At 37.7% G+C, this 16299-nt stretch carries 31 protein-coding genes; all 31 read right to left on the bottom strand.

The genetic code is table 11. From position 1 onward, the window contains the following. Window positions 1-34: 34 nt before the first annotated feature. The 31 genes from rpsD to LQ201_RS16950 all read right to left on the bottom strand — a co-directional run bounded on the left by rpsD (window position 35) and on the right by LQ201_RS16950 (window position 16177). A complete protein-coding gene (gene rpsD / locus LQ201_RS17100) occupies window positions 35-643 on the bottom strand; it encodes a 30S ribosomal protein S4 (protein WP_029282720.1) in 609 nt (202 codons plus the stop codon). Between the two features lie 61 nt (window positions 644-704). Next, window positions 705-1094 (bottom strand): 30S ribosomal protein S11, encoded by a 390-nt coding sequence (gene rpsK, locus LQ201_RS17095; RefSeq protein WP_025145207.1) that lies wholly within the window; start codon window positions 1092-1094, stop codon window positions 705-707. Window positions 1095-1246: 152 nt separating this feature from the next. Continuing rightward, a complete protein-coding gene (gene rpsM / locus LQ201_RS17090; protein WP_010599886.1) occupies window positions 1247-1624 on the bottom strand; it encodes a 30S ribosomal protein S13 in 378 nt (125 codons plus the stop codon). A gap of 68 nt (window positions 1625-1692) precedes the next feature. After that, window positions 1693-1809: a 50S ribosomal protein L36 gene (rpmJ, locus tag LQ201_RS17085; RefSeq protein ID WP_010599887.1), complete on the bottom strand. Its 117-nt coding sequence runs from the start codon at window positions 1807-1809 to the stop codon at window positions 1693-1695. 1 nt (window position 1810) lies between these two features. Beyond that, window positions 1811-2029 carry a translation initiation factor IF-1 gene (gene infA / locus LQ201_RS17080; RefSeq protein WP_010599888.1) on the bottom strand — a complete coding sequence of 73 codons (219 nt, stop codon included), beginning with the start codon at window positions 2027-2029 and terminating at the stop codon, window positions 1811-1813. Window positions 2030-2092: 63 nt separating this feature from the next. Then, window positions 2093-2887: a type I methionyl aminopeptidase gene (map, locus tag LQ201_RS17075; protein WP_230144620.1), complete on the bottom strand. Its 795-nt coding sequence runs from the start codon at window positions 2885-2887 to the stop codon at window positions 2093-2095. Window positions 2888-2895: 8 nt separating this feature from the next. Next, a complete protein-coding gene (gene secY, locus LQ201_RS17070) occupies window positions 2896-4236 on the bottom strand; it encodes a preprotein translocase subunit SecY (RefSeq protein ID WP_029278656.1) in 1341 nt (446 codons plus the stop codon). 7 nt (window positions 4237-4243) lie between these two features. Then, window positions 4244-4690, bottom strand: a complete 447-nt coding sequence (gene rplO / locus LQ201_RS17065) for a 50S ribosomal protein L15 (protein WP_025145210.1) — start codon at window positions 4688-4690, stop codon at window positions 4244-4246. Between the two features lie 104 nt (window positions 4691-4794). Beyond that, complete coding sequence (gene rpmD / locus LQ201_RS17060; protein ID WP_010599892.1) at window positions 4795-4974, bottom strand: 50S ribosomal protein L30; 180 nt, start codon at window positions 4972-4974, stop codon at window positions 4795-4797. 4 nt (window positions 4975-4978) lie between these two features. Further along, entirely contained in the window at window positions 4979-5497 is a 519-nt protein-coding gene (rpsE, locus tag LQ201_RS17055) for a 30S ribosomal protein S5 (protein WP_010599893.1), read from the bottom strand. Window positions 5498-5514: 17 nt separating this feature from the next. After that, on the bottom strand, window positions 5515-5868 hold the full coding sequence (rplR, locus tag LQ201_RS17050) for a 50S ribosomal protein L18 (protein ID WP_029278655.1): 354 nt from the start codon (window positions 5866-5868) through the stop codon (window positions 5515-5517). Between the two features lie 5 nt (window positions 5869-5873). Next, complete coding sequence (rplF, locus tag LQ201_RS17045) at window positions 5874-6431, bottom strand: 50S ribosomal protein L6 (protein ID WP_029278654.1); 558 nt, start codon at window positions 6429-6431, stop codon at window positions 5874-5876. 18 nt (window positions 6432-6449) lie between these two features. After that, complete coding sequence (gene rpsH, locus LQ201_RS17040) at window positions 6450-6848, bottom strand: 30S ribosomal protein S8 (RefSeq protein ID WP_010599896.1); 399 nt, start codon at window positions 6846-6848, stop codon at window positions 6450-6452. A gap of 155 nt (window positions 6849-7003) precedes the next feature. After that, entirely contained in the window at window positions 7004-7273 is a 270-nt protein-coding gene (rpsN, locus tag LQ201_RS17035; protein WP_025145214.1) for a 30S ribosomal protein S14, read from the bottom strand. Continuing rightward, the gene (gene rplE, locus LQ201_RS17030; protein WP_086547740.1) at window positions 7273-7839 is read right to left on the bottom strand and encodes a 50S ribosomal protein L5; all 567 of its coding nucleotides are present in this window, start codon (window positions 7837-7839) and stop codon (window positions 7273-7275) included. The genes rpsN and rplE overlap by 1 nt, the downstream gene beginning before the upstream one ends. Continuing rightward, window positions 7836-8177, bottom strand: coding sequence for a 50S ribosomal protein L24 (rplX, locus tag LQ201_RS17025; protein ID WP_029278653.1), 342 nt, complete (start codon window positions 8175-8177; stop codon window positions 7836-7838). The genes rplE and rplX overlap by 4 nt, the downstream gene beginning before the upstream one ends. Window position 8178: 1 nt before the next feature. Then, window positions 8179-8547 carry a 50S ribosomal protein L14 gene (gene rplN, locus LQ201_RS17020; RefSeq protein ID WP_010599900.1) on the bottom strand — a complete coding sequence of 123 codons (369 nt, stop codon included), beginning with the start codon at window positions 8545-8547 and terminating at the stop codon, window positions 8179-8181. A 1-nt stretch (window position 8548) separates the two neighbouring features. After that, the gene (gene rpsQ / locus LQ201_RS17015; protein ID WP_010599901.1) at window positions 8549-8803 is read right to left on the bottom strand and encodes a 30S ribosomal protein S17; all 255 of its coding nucleotides are present in this window, start codon (window positions 8801-8803) and stop codon (window positions 8549-8551) included. A gap of 13 nt (window positions 8804-8816) precedes the next feature. Beyond that, window positions 8817-9029: a 50S ribosomal protein L29 gene (gene rpmC / locus LQ201_RS17010; RefSeq protein ID WP_025145217.1), complete on the bottom strand. Its 213-nt coding sequence runs from the start codon at window positions 9027-9029 to the stop codon at window positions 8817-8819. A 73-nt stretch (window positions 9030-9102) separates the two neighbouring features. Further along, window positions 9103-9525: a 50S ribosomal protein L16 gene (gene rplP, locus LQ201_RS17005; RefSeq protein WP_010599903.1), complete on the bottom strand. Its 423-nt coding sequence runs from the start codon at window positions 9523-9525 to the stop codon at window positions 9103-9105. A 40-nt stretch (window positions 9526-9565) separates the two neighbouring features. Continuing rightward, window positions 9566-10411: a 30S ribosomal protein S3 gene (gene rpsC / locus LQ201_RS17000; protein ID WP_029278651.1), complete on the bottom strand. Its 846-nt coding sequence runs from the start codon at window positions 10409-10411 to the stop codon at window positions 9566-9568. 9 nt (window positions 10412-10420) lie between these two features. Next, window positions 10421-10783 (bottom strand): 50S ribosomal protein L22, encoded by a 363-nt coding sequence (gene rplV, locus LQ201_RS16995; RefSeq protein WP_029278650.1) that lies wholly within the window; start codon window positions 10781-10783, stop codon window positions 10421-10423. A gap of 7 nt (window positions 10784-10790) precedes the next feature. Further along, on the bottom strand, window positions 10791-11057 hold the full coding sequence (gene rpsS, locus LQ201_RS16990; protein ID WP_010599906.1) for a 30S ribosomal protein S19: 267 nt from the start codon (window positions 11055-11057) through the stop codon (window positions 10791-10793). After that, a complete protein-coding gene (rplB, locus tag LQ201_RS16985) occupies window positions 11057-11881 on the bottom strand; it encodes a 50S ribosomal protein L2 (RefSeq protein WP_029278649.1) in 825 nt (274 codons plus the stop codon). Before rplB ends, rpsS begins: the two co-directional genes overlap by 1 nt. 20 nt (window positions 11882-11901) lie before the next feature. Beyond that, entirely contained in the window at window positions 11902-12192 is a 291-nt protein-coding gene (gene rplW, locus LQ201_RS16980) for a 50S ribosomal protein L23 (protein WP_029278648.1), read from the bottom strand. A gap of 1 nt (window position 12193) precedes the next feature. After that, a complete protein-coding gene (gene rplD / locus LQ201_RS16975; RefSeq protein WP_029278647.1) occupies window positions 12194-12823 on the bottom strand; it encodes a 50S ribosomal protein L4 in 630 nt (209 codons plus the stop codon). Window positions 12824-12827: 4 nt separating this feature from the next. Beyond that, entirely contained in the window at window positions 12828-13445 is a 618-nt protein-coding gene (gene rplC, locus LQ201_RS16970) for a 50S ribosomal protein L3 (protein WP_029278646.1), read from the bottom strand. Window positions 13446-13617: 172 nt separating this feature from the next. Next, the gene (locus tag LQ201_RS16965) at window positions 13618-14013 is read right to left on the bottom strand and encodes a DUF1634 domain-containing protein (protein WP_230144619.1); all 396 of its coding nucleotides are present in this window, start codon (window positions 14011-14013) and stop codon (window positions 13618-13620) included. Next, on the bottom strand, window positions 14013-14846 hold the full coding sequence (locus tag LQ201_RS16960; protein ID WP_230144618.1) for a sulfite exporter TauE/SafE family protein: 834 nt from the start codon (window positions 14844-14846) through the stop codon (window positions 14013-14015). Before LQ201_RS16960 ends, LQ201_RS16965 begins: the two co-directional genes overlap by 1 nt. A gap of 421 nt (window positions 14847-15267) precedes the next feature. Next, a complete protein-coding gene (locus tag LQ201_RS16955) occupies window positions 15268-15495 on the bottom strand; it encodes a hypothetical protein (RefSeq protein WP_230144617.1) in 228 nt (75 codons plus the stop codon). Window positions 15496-15583: 88 nt separating this feature from the next. Beyond that, window positions 15584-16177: a hypothetical protein gene (locus tag LQ201_RS16950; protein ID WP_230144616.1), complete on the bottom strand. Its 594-nt coding sequence runs from the start codon at window positions 16175-16177 to the stop codon at window positions 15584-15586. Window positions 16178-16299 lie beyond the last annotated feature (122 nt).

Below are 16299 nucleotides of genomic sequence, written 5' to 3'. Positions count from 1 at the left end.
ATTACCCTTTTGAGGTAATTAACTAGTTCATTTATTACTTTGAGTACAACTCGATGATTAAGTTTTCCTTGATGTTTTCAGGAATCTCATCACGTTGAGGGTAGGTTAAGAATTTACCAGTTAATTCACTAGCGTTCCACTCTAACCAAGCAAACTTATTAATAGTTCTACCTGCAACTGAGTTACTAATTGATTCTAAAGATTTAGATTTTTCACGAACAGCAACCACATCACCAGCTTTTAACTGATATGAAGGGATATTTACAACTTCACCATTCACGGTAACGTGTTTATGGCTAACTAACTGGCGTGCACCAGAACGGGTTGTTGAAATACCTAAACGGTAAACTGTGTTATCTAAACGTGCTTCTAATAACTGAAGTAAGTTATCACCGGTAATACCAGCACGAGAAGATGCTTTTTTAAACAAGTTACTGAATTGTTTTTCTAATACACCATAAGTATATTTTACTTTTTGTTTCTCCATTAACTGGATAGCATATTCAGATTGTTTTCCTCTTCTTTTTGATGAGCCATGTTGCCCAGGAGGATAATTTTTTCTGTCTAACACCTTATCAGGACCGAAGATTGGTTCTCTGAATTTACGGGCGATTTTTGATTTTGGGCCTGTATATCTTGCCATTTTTTTTCTGTTTTAAAGTACCATCAGGCCTGTAACCTGAGATTCTTAGCTTTAAAATTAATTAAACTCTTCTCTTTTTAGGAGGACGACATCCGTTGTGAGGAAGTGGAGTAATATCTTTAATAGATGTTACTTCGATACCTGCTACTTGCAAAGTTCTGATTGCAGATTCACGACCTGAACCTGGACCTTTTACAAATACTTCAACTTTACGTAAACCTAAATCAAACGCAACTTTACCACAATCTGAAGCTGCTTGACCAGCTGCATATGGTGTGTTCTTTTTAGAACCTTTAAAGCCCATTTTACCAGCAGAAGACCATGAAATAGTCTGTCCGTTGTTGTTTGTTAAGGTAACGATAATGTTGTTGAAAGTAGCATTGATATGCGCCTGACCAACAGACTCAATTACAACGATACGTTTTTTTGTTACTTTTTTACTCTTAGCCATTTTATCTTTTAGATTTTAGATATGAGACTTGAGATATGAGACTTTCTCTACCCCGACACTCAGTATCCTACTTTTTATCTTTTATTCCAGATTTGAGCAGATTTTAAAGATATGGTGCTCACATCTAAAATCTCATACTTCATATCTATCTATTACTTAGTAGCTTTTTTCTTGTTAGCAACTGTTTTTCTCTTACCCTTACGAGTACGTGAGTTGTTTTTAGTACGCTGACCACGAGAAGGTAAACCTTTTCTGTGACGTAAACCACGGTAACAACCAATATCCATTAAACGTTTGATGTTTAACTGAACCTCTGAGCGTAAAGCACCTTCTACTTTAATCTCATCGTTAATCATTGTACGGATAGCTGATAACTCATCATCAGACCAGTCTTGTACTTTTTTGTTCAAGTCGATACCTGCTGTAGTTAATATACGTTGTGCAGTTGTTCTGCCAATTCCGTAGATATACGTTAAACCGATCTCTCCTCTTTTGTTTCTTGGTAAATCAATACCTGAAATCCTTGCCATATTTATTTATTTTTTGAGTAACTCCGAACGGCGGGCCACCGTTGTGCGGTTCATTACAATATTTTTAATTACCCTTGACGTTGCTTGTATTTAGGATTTTTCTTGTTGATTACGTAAAGTTTACCTTTACGGCGAATAATCTTACAATCAGCGCTACGTTTTTTAATTGATGATCTAACTTTCATTTTATTTGTATCTATAAGTAATGCGTCCCTTTGTTAAATCATAAGGAGACATTTCCAATTTAACTTTATCTCCAGGAAGAATTTTGATGTAGTGCATCCTCATCTTTCCTGAAATATGCGCAATAATCTCATGCCCGTTCTCGAGTTCTACCCGGAACATCGCATTGGATAATGCTTCTCTTATTACTCCGTCTTGTTCAATTGAGGCTTGTTTAGCCATATTTTATTGATTGTTACTTAATTAGCTGCTTCTAAACAGGGTTGCAAAATTAAATAAAAAATTTTAATTATTTATTTTTTTTTGTTGTAAAACTTCTTCTATTATAGAAAACGTTGATAAAACATCTGCTTTGCCCTTTTTTACGGCTACTGTGTGTTCAAAATGTGCCGATGGTTTATTGTCTTTACTGGTTACCGTCCATCCATCGTTATGGAATTTAACACCGGCTACGCCTGCATTGATCATGGGTTCTATCGCAATTACCATTCCTTCTTCAAGTTTTGGCCCTGCACCACGTTTCCCATAATTCGGAACTTCCGGTTTTTCATGAAGTTTTACACCAACACCGTGTCCAACAAGTTCTCTTACTACACCAAATCCATTAGCTTCTGCATACTGCTGAACAGCGAAACCGATATCACCGATCCGCATACCAACAACAGCTTTTTCTATACCCAATTCCAGGCAACGTTTAGTAACCTCAACCAACTTCTGTTTTTCAGCATCAATTTCTCCGATAGAGAAAGTATAGGCCGAATCGCCAAAGTAATTGTTTTTAATCACCCCACAATCAACTGAAATTAAATCGCCTTCCTGGATTACGTATTCGCTTGGAAAACCATGAACAACCTGTTCATTTGGCGAAATACATAAAGAATTAGGGAAACCATTATAATTTAAAAATGCCGGAATCGCTCCATGGTCACTTATAAATTCGTAGGCTAGTTTATCTAACTGGATAGTAGTCATGCCTGCTTTTATCACCTTGGCCACTTCGGCCAACGTTTTAGAAACAAGCATGGAACTTTCTCTTATTAACTCGATCTCCTCAAGAGATTTGTAATAAATTTTAGACATCCGTTACACTACAACGCTGCGTTGCTACTTGCAGCAGGAACACCTGTTCTGCCAGTAACTCTACCCGTTTTCATCAAACCATCGTAATGGCGCATCAATAAATAACTTTCGATCTGCTGTAAAGTATCCAATACAACACCAACTAAAATCAATAAAGAAGTACCACCGAAGAAGTGCGCAAACTCTTGTTTAATGCCGAACTTAACCGCTAACGAAGGTAAAATAGCAATGATCGCTAAAAATACTGCACCTGGGAAAGTGATTTTAGAAATTACATCATCAATAAAAGTTGATGTTGCAAAACCCGGTTTAACACCTGGAATAAAACCACCGTTTTTCTTCATATCGTCGCTCATTTGAGTTGGATTAACTGTAATTGCAGTATAGAAGAAAGTAAATGCGATAATTAAAAATGCGAACGTTAAGCTATAAGCCAACGAAGTTGTGTTGCTGAACTGGATTAACCAAGAACCTTGTAATGAAGGAACAAACTGCATTAAAGCACCTGGAATAAACATTAACGCTTGAGCGAAAATGATCGGCATAACACCAGCAGCATTTACCTTTAAAGGAATGTACTGACGAACACCACCAAACTGGCGGTTACCAACTATTTTCTTTGCGTATTGTACAGGTACTTTACGTACACCTTGAACAATTAAAATGGTAAACATTACCACAGCAAATAATGCAACGATCTCTAAAACCAATGCAACCGGGCCTCCACCTTCACTAGATGAGCCTACACGTGCACTAAATTCTTGAGAAATTGCAACTGGTAAACGGGCAATAATACCAACCATGATGATCAGTGATGTACCGTTCCCAATACCTTTATCAGTAATTTTTTCACCTAACCACATTACAAATAATGTACCTGCTGTTAATACAAACGTAGATAACACTAAGAATAAAGTATTTGGCAATAAAATAGCTTCTGCGGGAACTTGCGTTTTAACGTAACCAACAGATTGAACGATTGTGATCGCTACCGTTAGGTAACGGGTAATCTGGTTCATTTTCTTTCTACCACTTTCGCCCTCTTTCTGCATTTTTTGGAAAGAAGGAACAGCAATACCCAATAGTTGCACCACAATCGATGCAGAGATATAAGGCATTACCCCCAACGCTAAAATAGACACACGAGAGAAAGAACCTCCGGCAAACATATCTAGTAAGCCTAAAATTCCTGATTTTTCGTTATTGCCTAAAGCAGTTGGATCTACACCTGGTAAAACCACGTGAGATACGAAACGGTATACCAAAAGAATTAAGAGCGTAAACAATATACGCTCTTTTAATTCCTGAATTTTCCAGATATTACTTAAAGTAGTAAATAGCTTCTTCATTTAATAATTACAATTTTACAATAGAACCACCTGCAGCTTCAATAGCTTTTTGTGCGGTTGCAGAGAACGCATGTGCTGTAATTTCTAGCTTTGCTTTAACTTCACCACGACCTAAAATTTTAACCAAGTCGTTTTTAGAAGCTAAACCATGTGCTTGTAAAGCAGCGAAATCGATAGTTGTTAAGCTGTGTTTTTCAGCTAAAGCTTGTAAAACATCTAAGTTTACACCAACATATTCTGTACGGTTGATTGGTTTGAAACCAACTTTAGGCACACGACGTTGTAAAGGCATTTGACCACCTTCGAAACCGATTTTGGTTTTGTGACCTGAACGAGAACCCGCACCTTTGTGACCACGAGTTGAAGTACCGCCACGACCAGAACCTGTACCACGACCAATTCTTTTGCTGTTTTTTGTAGAACCTACTGCAGGTTTTAAATTACTTAAATTCATTTTTTTGAATTTGTGTTGCCCTTCGCTTTCACTAAACAGGTACAACGATTAAACATATATAAAGGTAGTACAGGATTTTACCCATACTACCTTTAAAACTTTTACTAGATTGCTTCGATTGCTACCAAATGGTTCACTTTGCGAACCATACCGATAATTTGTGGAGTAGCTTCAACCTCAACACTTTGGTTCATTTTAGATAAACCCAAAGCCTGAACGGTTCTTTTTTGGCGCTCGCTTCTGTCGATAACGCTTTTTACTTGTGTTATTTTGATCTTAGCCATGATATTATCCGTTAAATACTTTGTTTAAATCTATACCACGAGTTTGAGCTACTGTATAAGCATCACGCATTTTAGTTAATGCATCAACAGTTGCTTTTACCACGTTGTGTGGATTAGATGATCCTTTAGATTTTGCCAATACGTTATGCACGCCAGCACTCTCTAATACAGCACGCATCGCACCACCAGCAATTACTCCGGTACCTACTGCAGCTGGTTTGATTAAAACAAAACCACCTGAGAATTTACCGATTTGCTCGTGAGGAACAGTACCGTTTAAAATTGGAACTTTTACCAAGTTCTTTTTAGCATCATCCACACCTTTAGCGATTGCTTCAGTTACCTCTTTCGCTTTACCTAAACCGAAACCAACAACACCGTTTTCATCACCTACAACAACAATTGCTGAGAAGCTGAAAGTTCGGCCACCTTTGGTTACTTTGGCAACGCGTTGTATACTAACCAAACGATCCTTTAATTCGATATCGGTGGTTTTTACTCTTTTTATATTAATAGTTGACATCTTACTTTTTCTTCAGATTAAAATACTAAACCAGCTTCGCGGGCACCCTCTGCCAACGATTTTACACGACCGTGGTATAAATAGCCATTTCTATCGAAAACAACTTCTTTAACACCTGCAGCGATTGCTTTTTCGGCAACTAATTTGCCTACTGCTACCGACTGATCGCTTTTGTTTCCAGTACCAGTAAAATCTTTCGATAATGATGATGCTGATGCTATTGTTTTACCGGTTACATCGTTAATTACCTGCGCATAAATCCCTTTATTGCTTCTATATACAGATAACCTTGGACGTTCTTCCGAACCGGTAAGTCTTTTTCTGATCCCTTTTTTAATACGATCTCTTCTTGATAATTTTTTACCTGCCATGATTACTATTTTTTAGATGCTGATTTACCTGCTTTTCTTCTTAACACTTCACCTACAAACTTGATACCTTTACCTTTATATGGCTCTGGTGCACGTAACGAACGGATTTTCGCTGCTACCTGACCGATCAATTGTTTGTCAATACTTTCTAAAATGATTTTAGGAGTCTGACCTTTTTCTGAAGATGTAGTTACTTTAATCTCTTCTGGTAATTGGAATACATAGTGGTGAGAATAACCTAAAACTAGATCTAGTGTATTACCTTGGTTTGTAGCACGGTAACCAACACCTACTAATTCTTGAGTTAATTTATAACCTTCTGTAACACCAACAACCATGTTGTTAAGCAATGAGCGATATAAACCGTGTAATGCTTTGTGTTTCTTTTGTTCTGAAGGACGTTGAACTGTTAAAATTCCGTCTTCTTGACTTACAGTGATATCTGTATCAACTGCTTGAGTTAATTCACCTTTAGGACCTTTTACAGTTACTACGTTATCTTTTGATACGGTAATTGTAACACCTGCAGGGATTGTAATTGGGGCTTTTCCTATTCTTGACATTGTGCTGTTCTCCTAATATTAATAAACGTGACACAATACCTCACCACCAATGTTTAATTTGGCTGCTTCTTTATCGGTCATTACACCTTTAGAAGTAGATAAGATTGCGATACCTAAACCGTTTAATACTCTTGGCATATTTTCAACACCAGCATAGTTTCTCAAACCTGGTTTACTTACTCGCACTAATGTACGAATAGCAGGAACTTTAGTAATTGGATTGTATTTCAAAGCAATTTTAATCGTGCCTTGAACTGTAGTATCTTCAAACTTGTAGTTCGCGATGTAACCTTTGTCAAAAAGAACTTTAGTAATTTCTTTTTTAAGGTTTGATGCAGGAATTTCTACAACACGGTGGTTGGCCTTAATGGCATTCCTTACTCTTGTTAAATAATCTGCTATTGGATCTGTATTCATTTTTTATTGTTTTTGATAGTGGTTTCCTTCTGCTACCCAGCTGTGGGACCTGCTACCGGTTAAAATTCTTTTTTTAGTAAATAGATATAAGTATCAAGTATCAAGACCAAATTGGTTTCTTGCTACTTGATACTAAATACTTTATACTAATTATATTACCAAGATGCTTTTTTAACACCTGGTATTTTACCGTCTAGTGCCATCTGGCGGAACGTTACCCTTGAAATACCAAAGGTACGCATATATCCACGAGGACGACCAGTTAATTTACAACGGTTGTGTAAACGTACCGGAGATGAGTTTTTAGGTAATTTATCTAAACCCTCGAAATCTCCTGCAGCTTTTAATACTGCACGTTTTTCAGCGTATCTAGCTACCAATTTTTGGCGCTTAACTTCGCGTGCTTTTACACCTTCTTTTGCCATTATTCTGCTGTTTTTTGATTTTTAAATGGTAATCCGAATTGTTTCAATAACTCAAGCGCTTCAACGTCAGATTTTGCCGAAGTTACGAAAGTTATATCCATACCTAAAATTTTATTGATTTTATCGATATTAATCTCAGGGAAGATGATTTGCTCAGTAACACCTAATGTATAGTTACCTTTTCCATCAAATCCTTTATCATTAATACCTTTGAAATCGCGGATACGAGGCAAAGCTACAGAGATCAAACGATCTAAGAACTCGTACATGTTGTTATCGCGTAACGTAACACGTACACCTACTGGCATACCTTTACGTAATTTAAAGTTAGAGATATCTTTCTTTGAATTAGCCGGAACCGCTTGCTGACCAGTAATGGTAGTCAACTCAACGATAGTGGTATCCATAATTTTCTTATCAGTAACAGAAAAACGACCAACACCCTGATTGATACAGATTTTTTCCAATTTAGGAACCTGCATTACAGTTTTGTACTGAAATTTTTCTTTTAGTGCATTTACAACTTCTTCTTTGTATTTGCTTTTTAATCTAGGTGTAGCCATTATTTAATCTCCTCTCCTGAAATTTTAGCAACTCTAACTAATTTACCATCTGCGTTAAGTTTACGACCTACGCGGGTAGCTTTACCAGATTTTGGATCAACCAACATCAAGTTAGAAATGTGAAGAGCAGCTTCTTTTTTAATAATACCACCGTTAGGATTAGCAGCATTTGGTTTAGTATGTTTAGATACTAAGTTAATGCCTTCCACAATGGCTCTGTTTTTATCTATAAGTACTGAAAGTACTTTTCCTTGTTGACCTTTTGAATCGCCAGCAATGACTTTAACTAAATCTCCTGTGCGGATTTTAAGTTTTGATGGTGTATTTACTTTGTTTCCCATTTTATAATACCTCCGGTGCTAATGATACAATTTTCATGAATTGTTTTTCACGTAGTTCTCTCGCAACCGGGCCAAAGATACGTGTACCTCTTGGCTCATCCTGTGCGTTCAATAATACAGCAGCATTATCGTCAAAACGGATATAAGAACCATCTTTACGACGGATTTCTTTTTTAGTTCTTACAACAACTGCTTTAGAAACTGTACCTTTTTTAATGTTACCTGAAGGTAACGCGCTTTTTACGGTAACAACTACTTTATCACCAATTGAAGCATAACGTTTGCCGGTTCCACCTAGCACGCGAATTACTAATACTTCTTTTGCGCCGCTGTTATCAGCAACGTTTAATCTCGATTCCTGTTGTACCATCTTATTTAGCTCTTTCTAAAATTTGTACCAATCTCCAGTTCTTGTTTTTACTCAAAGGACGAGTTTCCATAATCAATACTGTATCACCGATACCGCATTCGTTTTTCTCGTCGTGAGCCATAAATTTGGTAGTTTTCTTTACGAACTTACCATAAATCGGGTGTTTTACTTTACGTTCCACGCTCACTACAACAGATTTATCCATCTTGTTGCTTACCACTAACCCGGTTCTTGTTTTTCTTAATTGTCTTTCCATGTCGACTCTCAAATTATTTAGTTTCAGTAGCTGACTCAGTGTTTTTCACTTTAGTCAACTCAGTGTTTAAACGGGCTATGTCTTTCCTTACTTTTGCAATGCGTGAAGGATTTTCGATAGCTGAAATAGTGTGAGCGAACTTCAATTTTGATAAGTTCTCTTTTTCTTCCGCAATCTTAGCTACTAATTCTTCTTTTGAAAGCCCTGTGATTTCTGAATTTTTCATTTTTCTTTTTCTTTTACGTTGAGTGTAGCGGTTATAATAAACAAGTATTTACAACATTCACCTCAACACTTTACTATGCTTCTACGTAATCTCTACGTACTACGAATTTGGTTTGGATCGGTAATTTCTGAGCTGCTAAACGCAATGCTTCTTTAGCAACTTCTAAAGGCACACCTTCAGCTTCGAAAATTACGCGTCCTGGTCTTACAACTGCTACCCAATACTCAGGAGCACCTTTACCTTTACCCATACGTACCTCAGCAGGTTTTTTAGTTACCGGTTTGTCCGGGAAGATCCTGATCCATACTTGGCCTTCACGTTTCATGAAACGAGTTACGGCAATACGGGCAGCCTCTATCTGACGACTTGTGATCCAAGTAGCTTCTAGAGATTTGATACCGAAAGATCCGAATGCTAACTCAGCTCCACGAGAAGCTAAACCCTTCATTCTGCCTTTTTGCATCTTCCTGAACTTCGTTCTTTTTGGCTGTAACATTTTATTTTGTTCTAATCGTTAAACGATGTTAATAAATCAATTATTTACGAGGACCTCTGTTAGCGCCTGCGCCACCACCTCTGTTTGCACCACCTTGGCCTGGACCACGACCACCGCCTTGGTTTCCACCACGTCTGTCGTTACCACCGCCACGGTTATCTCTTCCACCACCACGGTTATCTCTTCCACCGAAAGCTGGTTTATCTGATGCGCCTTTTGGACCGTTGTTTGTTGCACCAATGTTTGGAGACAAATCACGTTTTCCATAAACCTCACCTTTACAGATCCAAACTTTAACACCTATTTTACCATAAGTAGTTAAGGCTTCAGCTAAAGCGTAGTCGATATCAGCACGGAATGTATGCAAAGGCACTCTTCCTTCTTTGTACTGCTCGGTACGTGCCATCTCAGCACCGCCTAAACGACCAGAAGTCATAATTTTGATACCTTCAGCACCCATACGCATGGTTGATGCGATAGAAGATTTCATTGCTCTACGGAATGAGATCCTTGCTTCTAATTGTTTTGCAACACCTTCTGCAACTAATTGTGCATCAAGCTCTGGGCGTTTAATTTCGAAGATGTTAATTTGAATTTCCTTTTTAGTTAATTTCTTTAACTCTTCTTTAATTTTATCAACCTCAGCACCTGCTTTACCGATTACGATACCTGGACGAGCTGTGTGGATAGTTACCGTGATACGTTTTAACGTACGCTCGATTACTACTTTTGCAACACCGCCTTTAGCGATACGGGCAGAAAGGTATTTTCTTATTTTCTCATCTTCAACTAATTTATCGGAGTAGTTGTTGCCACCGAACCAGTTAGAATCCCATCCTTTGATGATACCTAACCTGTTACCTATTGGATTTGCTTTTTGTCCCATTTCCTAAAATTAGTTTTGAGTTGTTTCTGTACTTTTACTATCTACAATCAGCGTTACGTGGTTAGAACGTTTACGAATTCTATATCCACGGCCTTGAGGAGCTGGACGTAAGCGTTTCAACTGACGGCCACCATCAACCATAACTGTTTTTACAAAAAGTTGGTTTTCTTCAGGGCGAGCACCTTCATTTTTAGATTCCCAGTTTTTGATAGCAGATAATAATAATTTCTCAACTCTTATTGCTGCTTCTTTATTGGTAAACTTTAAAATGCTTAATGCTTTTTCTACACGTTCACCTCTGATAAGATCTACAACCAAACGCATCTTACGCGGTGAGGTTGGACAATTGTTTAATTTTGCTATTGCTTCCATTGTCTAATTATTTTTTCTTTTCAGCGTGTCCTCTGAATGTTCTGGTTGGAGCAAATTCTCCCAACTTGTGACCAACCATGTTTTCTGTTACGTACACAGGGATAAATTTATTTCCGTTGTGTACAGCAAATGTATGATTCACGAAATCTGGTGATATCATTGATCTGCGAGACCAAGTTTTGATTACAGACTTTTTGCCTGAATCATTCATAGAGTTTACTTTTTTCTCTACGTTATGGTCAATATAAGGTCCTTTTTTTATCGAACGAGCCATTATTTCTTCCTTCTCTCTATGATGTAACGATTAGAATATTTTTTAAGTTCTCTGGTTTTGAAGCCTTTAGCTAAAACACCATTTCTTGAACGTGGGTGACCACCTGATGATCTACCTTCACCACCACCCATTGGGTGATCGACAGGGTTCATCGCTACCGGTCTAGTTCTCGGACGACGGCCCAACCAACGTTTACGACCAGCTTTACCTAATACTTCGTTTGCGTGATCTGAGTTAGATACAGCACCGATAGTAGCAAGACAAGTAGTCAAGATTAAACGGGTTTCGCCTGAAGGCATTTTTAAAGTAGCATATTTACCATCGCGGGCAGCTAATTGTGCGTAAGCACCTGCACTACGAGCTAATTGTGCTCCTTTTCCAGGATGGATCTCTACGTTGTGTACGATAGAACCTAATGGAATGTTCGATAATTTTAAAGTGTTACCTACTTCTGGTGTTGCTTTGTCGCCCGATAATAATACCGAACCAACTTGCAATCCTTCAGGAGCGATGATATAACGCTTCTCGCCATCTGCATAATGTAATAATGCGATGCGGGCAGTACGGTTTGGATCGTATTCAACAGTAGCTACTGTTGCAGGAATATCGAATTTATCGCGTTTGAAGTCGATTAAACGATATGATTTTTTGTGACCACCGCCCATGTAGCGCATAGTCATTTTTCCTGTGTTGTTACGTCCACCAGACTTTTTTGATGATACAACCAATGATTTTTCGGGCTTGGTTGCTGTAATCTCCGTAAAACTAGCACCAACTCTGAAGCGGGTACCTGGAGTAACTGGTTTAAATTTTCTTAAGCCCATAGTTATAATGAATTATTAAATTAAAGGGTTGCGTAATAATCTATTGTTTCGCCGTCTTTTAACGTTACGATTGCTTTTTTGTATTTCGGGCTACGGCCAGATACAAAACCTGCTTTAGTGTAACGAGATTTAGCTTTTCCATCAACAACCATTGTGTTAACTGCAACGATGGTAACACCGTACAATTTCTCAATTGCTTGTTTAATCTGGATTTTGTTAGCCTTGTGGTTAACGCTAAATGTGAAACGGTTAGATTTCTCAGTTAAAGCTGAAGCTTTTTCGGTTAATATTGGTTTTTTTAAAATTTCCATATTATTTGGCAAACGCCTCCTCCAAAGTTTTAACAGAATCAGCAGTTAACACAAGTACTCCAGCGTTTAATACATCATAAGTATTTAAATCTGCTGCCGAGATTACTTTAGTTTTCTGAATGTTTCTGCTTGATAAATAGATATTATTATTTTGCGCAGGTAAAACCAATAAAGTTTTTTGAGTACCTACGTTTAACGCAGCCAATAAACTTGTATAGTTTTTAGTTTTAGCTGTATCGAAGTTGAAATCTTCTAAAACTACCACGTTGTTGTCTTTTGCTTTATAAGCTAAAGCTGATTTACGTGCTAATGATTTTAATTTCTTGTTCAATTTAAAGCTATAATCACGTGGCTGAGGACCGAAAACACGACCACCACCGTTAAATAACGGAGATTTAATGCTACCAGCACGGGCACCACCTGTACCTTTTTGTTTGTATAGTTTACGAGTTGAACCAGCAATCTCATTACGTTGTTTAGATTTGTGAGTACCTTGACGTTGGTTAGCCAAATACTGTTTTACATCTAAATAAATCGCGTGGTCGTTAGGCTCGATACCAAATACCGATTCAGGAAGTTGCACCTTGGCACCTGTTTCTTTACCTGAAATGTTTAATACTTTAACTTCCATCTGATTACTTGTCTAAGATTACGTAAGAACCTTTAGCTCCTGGAATGGAACCACTAACTACTAATAAGTTTTGCTCAGCATAAACTTTCAAAACCTGTAAGTTCTGAACTTTTACCCTGTCTCCACCTGTTCTTCCAGCCATGCGCATTCCTTTGAATACACGTGAAGGGAATGACGATGCTCCCAATGAACCTGGGGCACGTAAACGGTTATGCTGACCGTGAGTCTGCATACCAACACCGGCAAATCCGTGGCGTTTTACAACACCTTGAAAACCTTTACCTTTTGAGGTACCTACAACATCAACAAAATCGCCTTCTGCGAAAGAATCAACCGTTACCACATCACCTAAATTAAGTGAAGTTGTAAACGAATCAAATTCTACCAGCTTGCGTTTCGGAGTTGTGTTTGCTTTCGCGAAATGGCCTTTCAATGGTTGAGTTGTGTTTTTCTCTTTTTTCTCATCGTAACCCAACTGGATTGATGAATAACCATCTACTTCTTCGGTTTTTACCTGTGTAACTACACAAGGTCCAGCCTCGATTACCGTACAAGGAATGTTTCTTCCTTCGGCATCAAAGATACTGGTCATTCCTACTTTTTTTCCAATAATTCCTGACATTTTATCTTTTCTTTTTAACACCCATCGAAGCAGTAGGGCTTCGTTCAAGGTGGTTGTACATCCCCCGAAAGGGACGGCAAAGATAGGCAAGAAATATTAATTTTCAAATAGTTAGCCAAATATTTTTTCAAATAAATTGCTGATATGATGGGATTTAACTAAAAAAGAGATGTTAATGTGCCAAACCACCATTTAAACTGATGGTTATGATCGCTAAAATGATAAATCCAATGAGTACATATAGGTAATCGCGTTCGATTAAAAAGCTGAAAATAGCAAAAACAATACGTGCAATTGGCGTAAAAATGAGCATCAGGATGCCAAACTGCACAATTGCATCTCCCTGAAAAGTAGATACCCCCTTAAATATGGCCACTATAGAAGAAAACTTGCTTAGCTCGGGTTTAAAAACTTTATAGTCGGTAACTGCCCCTTTGTTATGGATCAGGAAAATGGCACCCCCTATTAATACAATGCTCATCGAAATAATTACACCTGCACGCAGAAGCGTACCTAAAATTACCTGAATATCCTTATCGTTTAGGTTTTCTTTTCCGGCTGTATCCATTATAACCCGCTTATTCCTTTATATATCATTTGCAGTGCCAAAAAGGTAACTACAATGGCAAATACAATTTTAAGTTTATCCGTTTTGGCTCTTAACAAAACTTTCGAGCCAACTGTTGCCCCTGTTAAAACGCCGATACAGACTGGCATGGCAATACCCGGATCTATCTGACCACGATGTAAATAAACCACCGCACTCGCCGCTGCCGTAACACCCATCATAAAATTACTGGTAGTGGTTGATACCTTAAAAGGCAAACGCATAATGTTATCCATCGCGATTACTTTTAATGCTCCACTCCCTATACCCAGCAAACCTGATAATGTTCCGGCAAAAAGCATCATTAAAAAACCTCCGGGAACATGTTTTACTGCATATGGATGATCTATACCTTTATCCGGATAAGATCCATTGAGTTTAAAAAAATTCGCCCATTTATCGGTATGGTCTAAAGTAGTATGATCTACCTTTTTCTTTAGCGTCATGATGGCCGAAAAAATCAGGATACAGCCAAATAGAATAGCAATATAATTGGCATTGAGATAAACGGCTACAATTGCACCGCACACCGCACCAATTGTGGTAGCGATTTCTAAAAACATCCCAATTCGGATATTGGTAATGCCTTCTTTTACATAAGCCGCTGCTGAACCTGAAGAGGTAGCGATAACAGAAACAATTGATGCGCCTATGGCATAATGGATATCAACCCCTAGTGCTAAAGTGAGTAATGGAATAATAATCACTCCCCCACCCAAGCCCGTCAGTGAACCCAATAATCCGGCTAAAAAAGCACCTAATAAAATGATAATGGTAAACAACAATACCGACATGCGGGCAAATATAATGCACTCTTTTTGGGTAAACGAAGAATTAAGGGAATAAAATAAAGTCTATATGTTATATGGATGATATAAGATGGGAGGTGGAAAATGGAAGATGTTAGAGGATAGCAAATGATTAAATTTACTTATAATACAAAGGGGTTTTACTTGTATGGCGTAAGCGTACTATTCGTATTTGGGTAGCAGTGATTTTATACGACACCCTGTAATGGTATTTTTCGAAGGCTCTCCAACTACCATCATTGTCAATCTTATATTTATCAAGAGCATATTTTTCAGAATGTTTACTAAGGGCTATTGTTAGATCAATAATTTCGTCACGAACCAATATTGCGTGTTTTAAAGAATCTAAAGCAATATAGTTAAAAACTTTTTTTAATTCTAACCTTGCCCCCTTTACTCCAAACAACTACCATTTACTAGCTTCAGCTTTTAGTTGGGTTGCTGAAATAAAATCACCCTGTTCTATTTCTGAATTTCCAGCTTCAAGATCTGCATTATATTCCTCCAAGGTCTGGGCTTCATCAACTAACCTCTCTGATTTATCAATATTATAATTTAAACCCAAGGCATCTAAAACAGCCTTAACAGCTTTTTCTGATTTCTTATTGTCAATATTTACAGTTAAAGTTATCATAATAATAAAGTTAAAAAATAATAGGGAGAAATGTTTGATTGTTTAAGCTATTAAAACTGTTTAATTGTAAAATTGTTGCCAAGCCTAATTACAATTTATAATATAGCTTACTTTCCTTATTTAAATCAACACCCCGAAAACTTTCAAGTAGTTCGAAAGCAATTTGCCGAACAGTTTCGGGTATTGGGTCGATAGTTGATTTGTTTCCTCCGGCATCTTTAACCGTCCAGCCTGAAGTATTAAGCAACAATGAACTGGAACTAGCCAACGATTTAATTATTTTAGCCCTCGTAAAAGCAATCCCGTCCGAATCAACGATCACTTTTTTATTGTTCCACCAGTTTTCTTGCGATACCCTTGTTAAAGCAGAACGGTCTAATTTGGCCGAATAACTCCAGCCTCTTCCGGCATGATGTGCCAGTTTCAATAAGCCGATAAAGTTGGTGAGGCTTTTAAAATTGTAAGCCTCCGAACTACAATACATATCGAGATGATTTAATTTAAGCTGACTCAACAATGCTTTTACCTGATCGGAGTTATGGAAAAACACGACGATTTTTTCGGCAATGGATGGAATAACAACATCAGTTCCTTTATCGTACTCCCCACAAAGTATTTCTATCTCTATTAATTGTTGTTGCAACAACGAAACCAGTTCAGGTTTATTCAGAATGATCTTCATCCCTGGCAGCTACTTGCCTAATCGCTTAATCATTTCCGCACTTAAATCTCTTCCATCATTTAAACGGTTGGCGAAAAATGATTTGGCCGCTTCGAAATGTTCTTTGTAACCTTTTAAATCGC

Origin of the sequence: Pedobacter sp. Bi126 (genome assembly GCF_918698245.1) — a bacterium.
In the GTDB taxonomy this organism is placed as follows: Bacteria; Bacteroidota; Bacteroidia; order Sphingobacteriales; family Sphingobacteriaceae; genus Pedobacter.
Note: the sequence above shows the minus strand (reverse complement) of the source record. Positions and strands in the feature narration are given on the sequence as shown.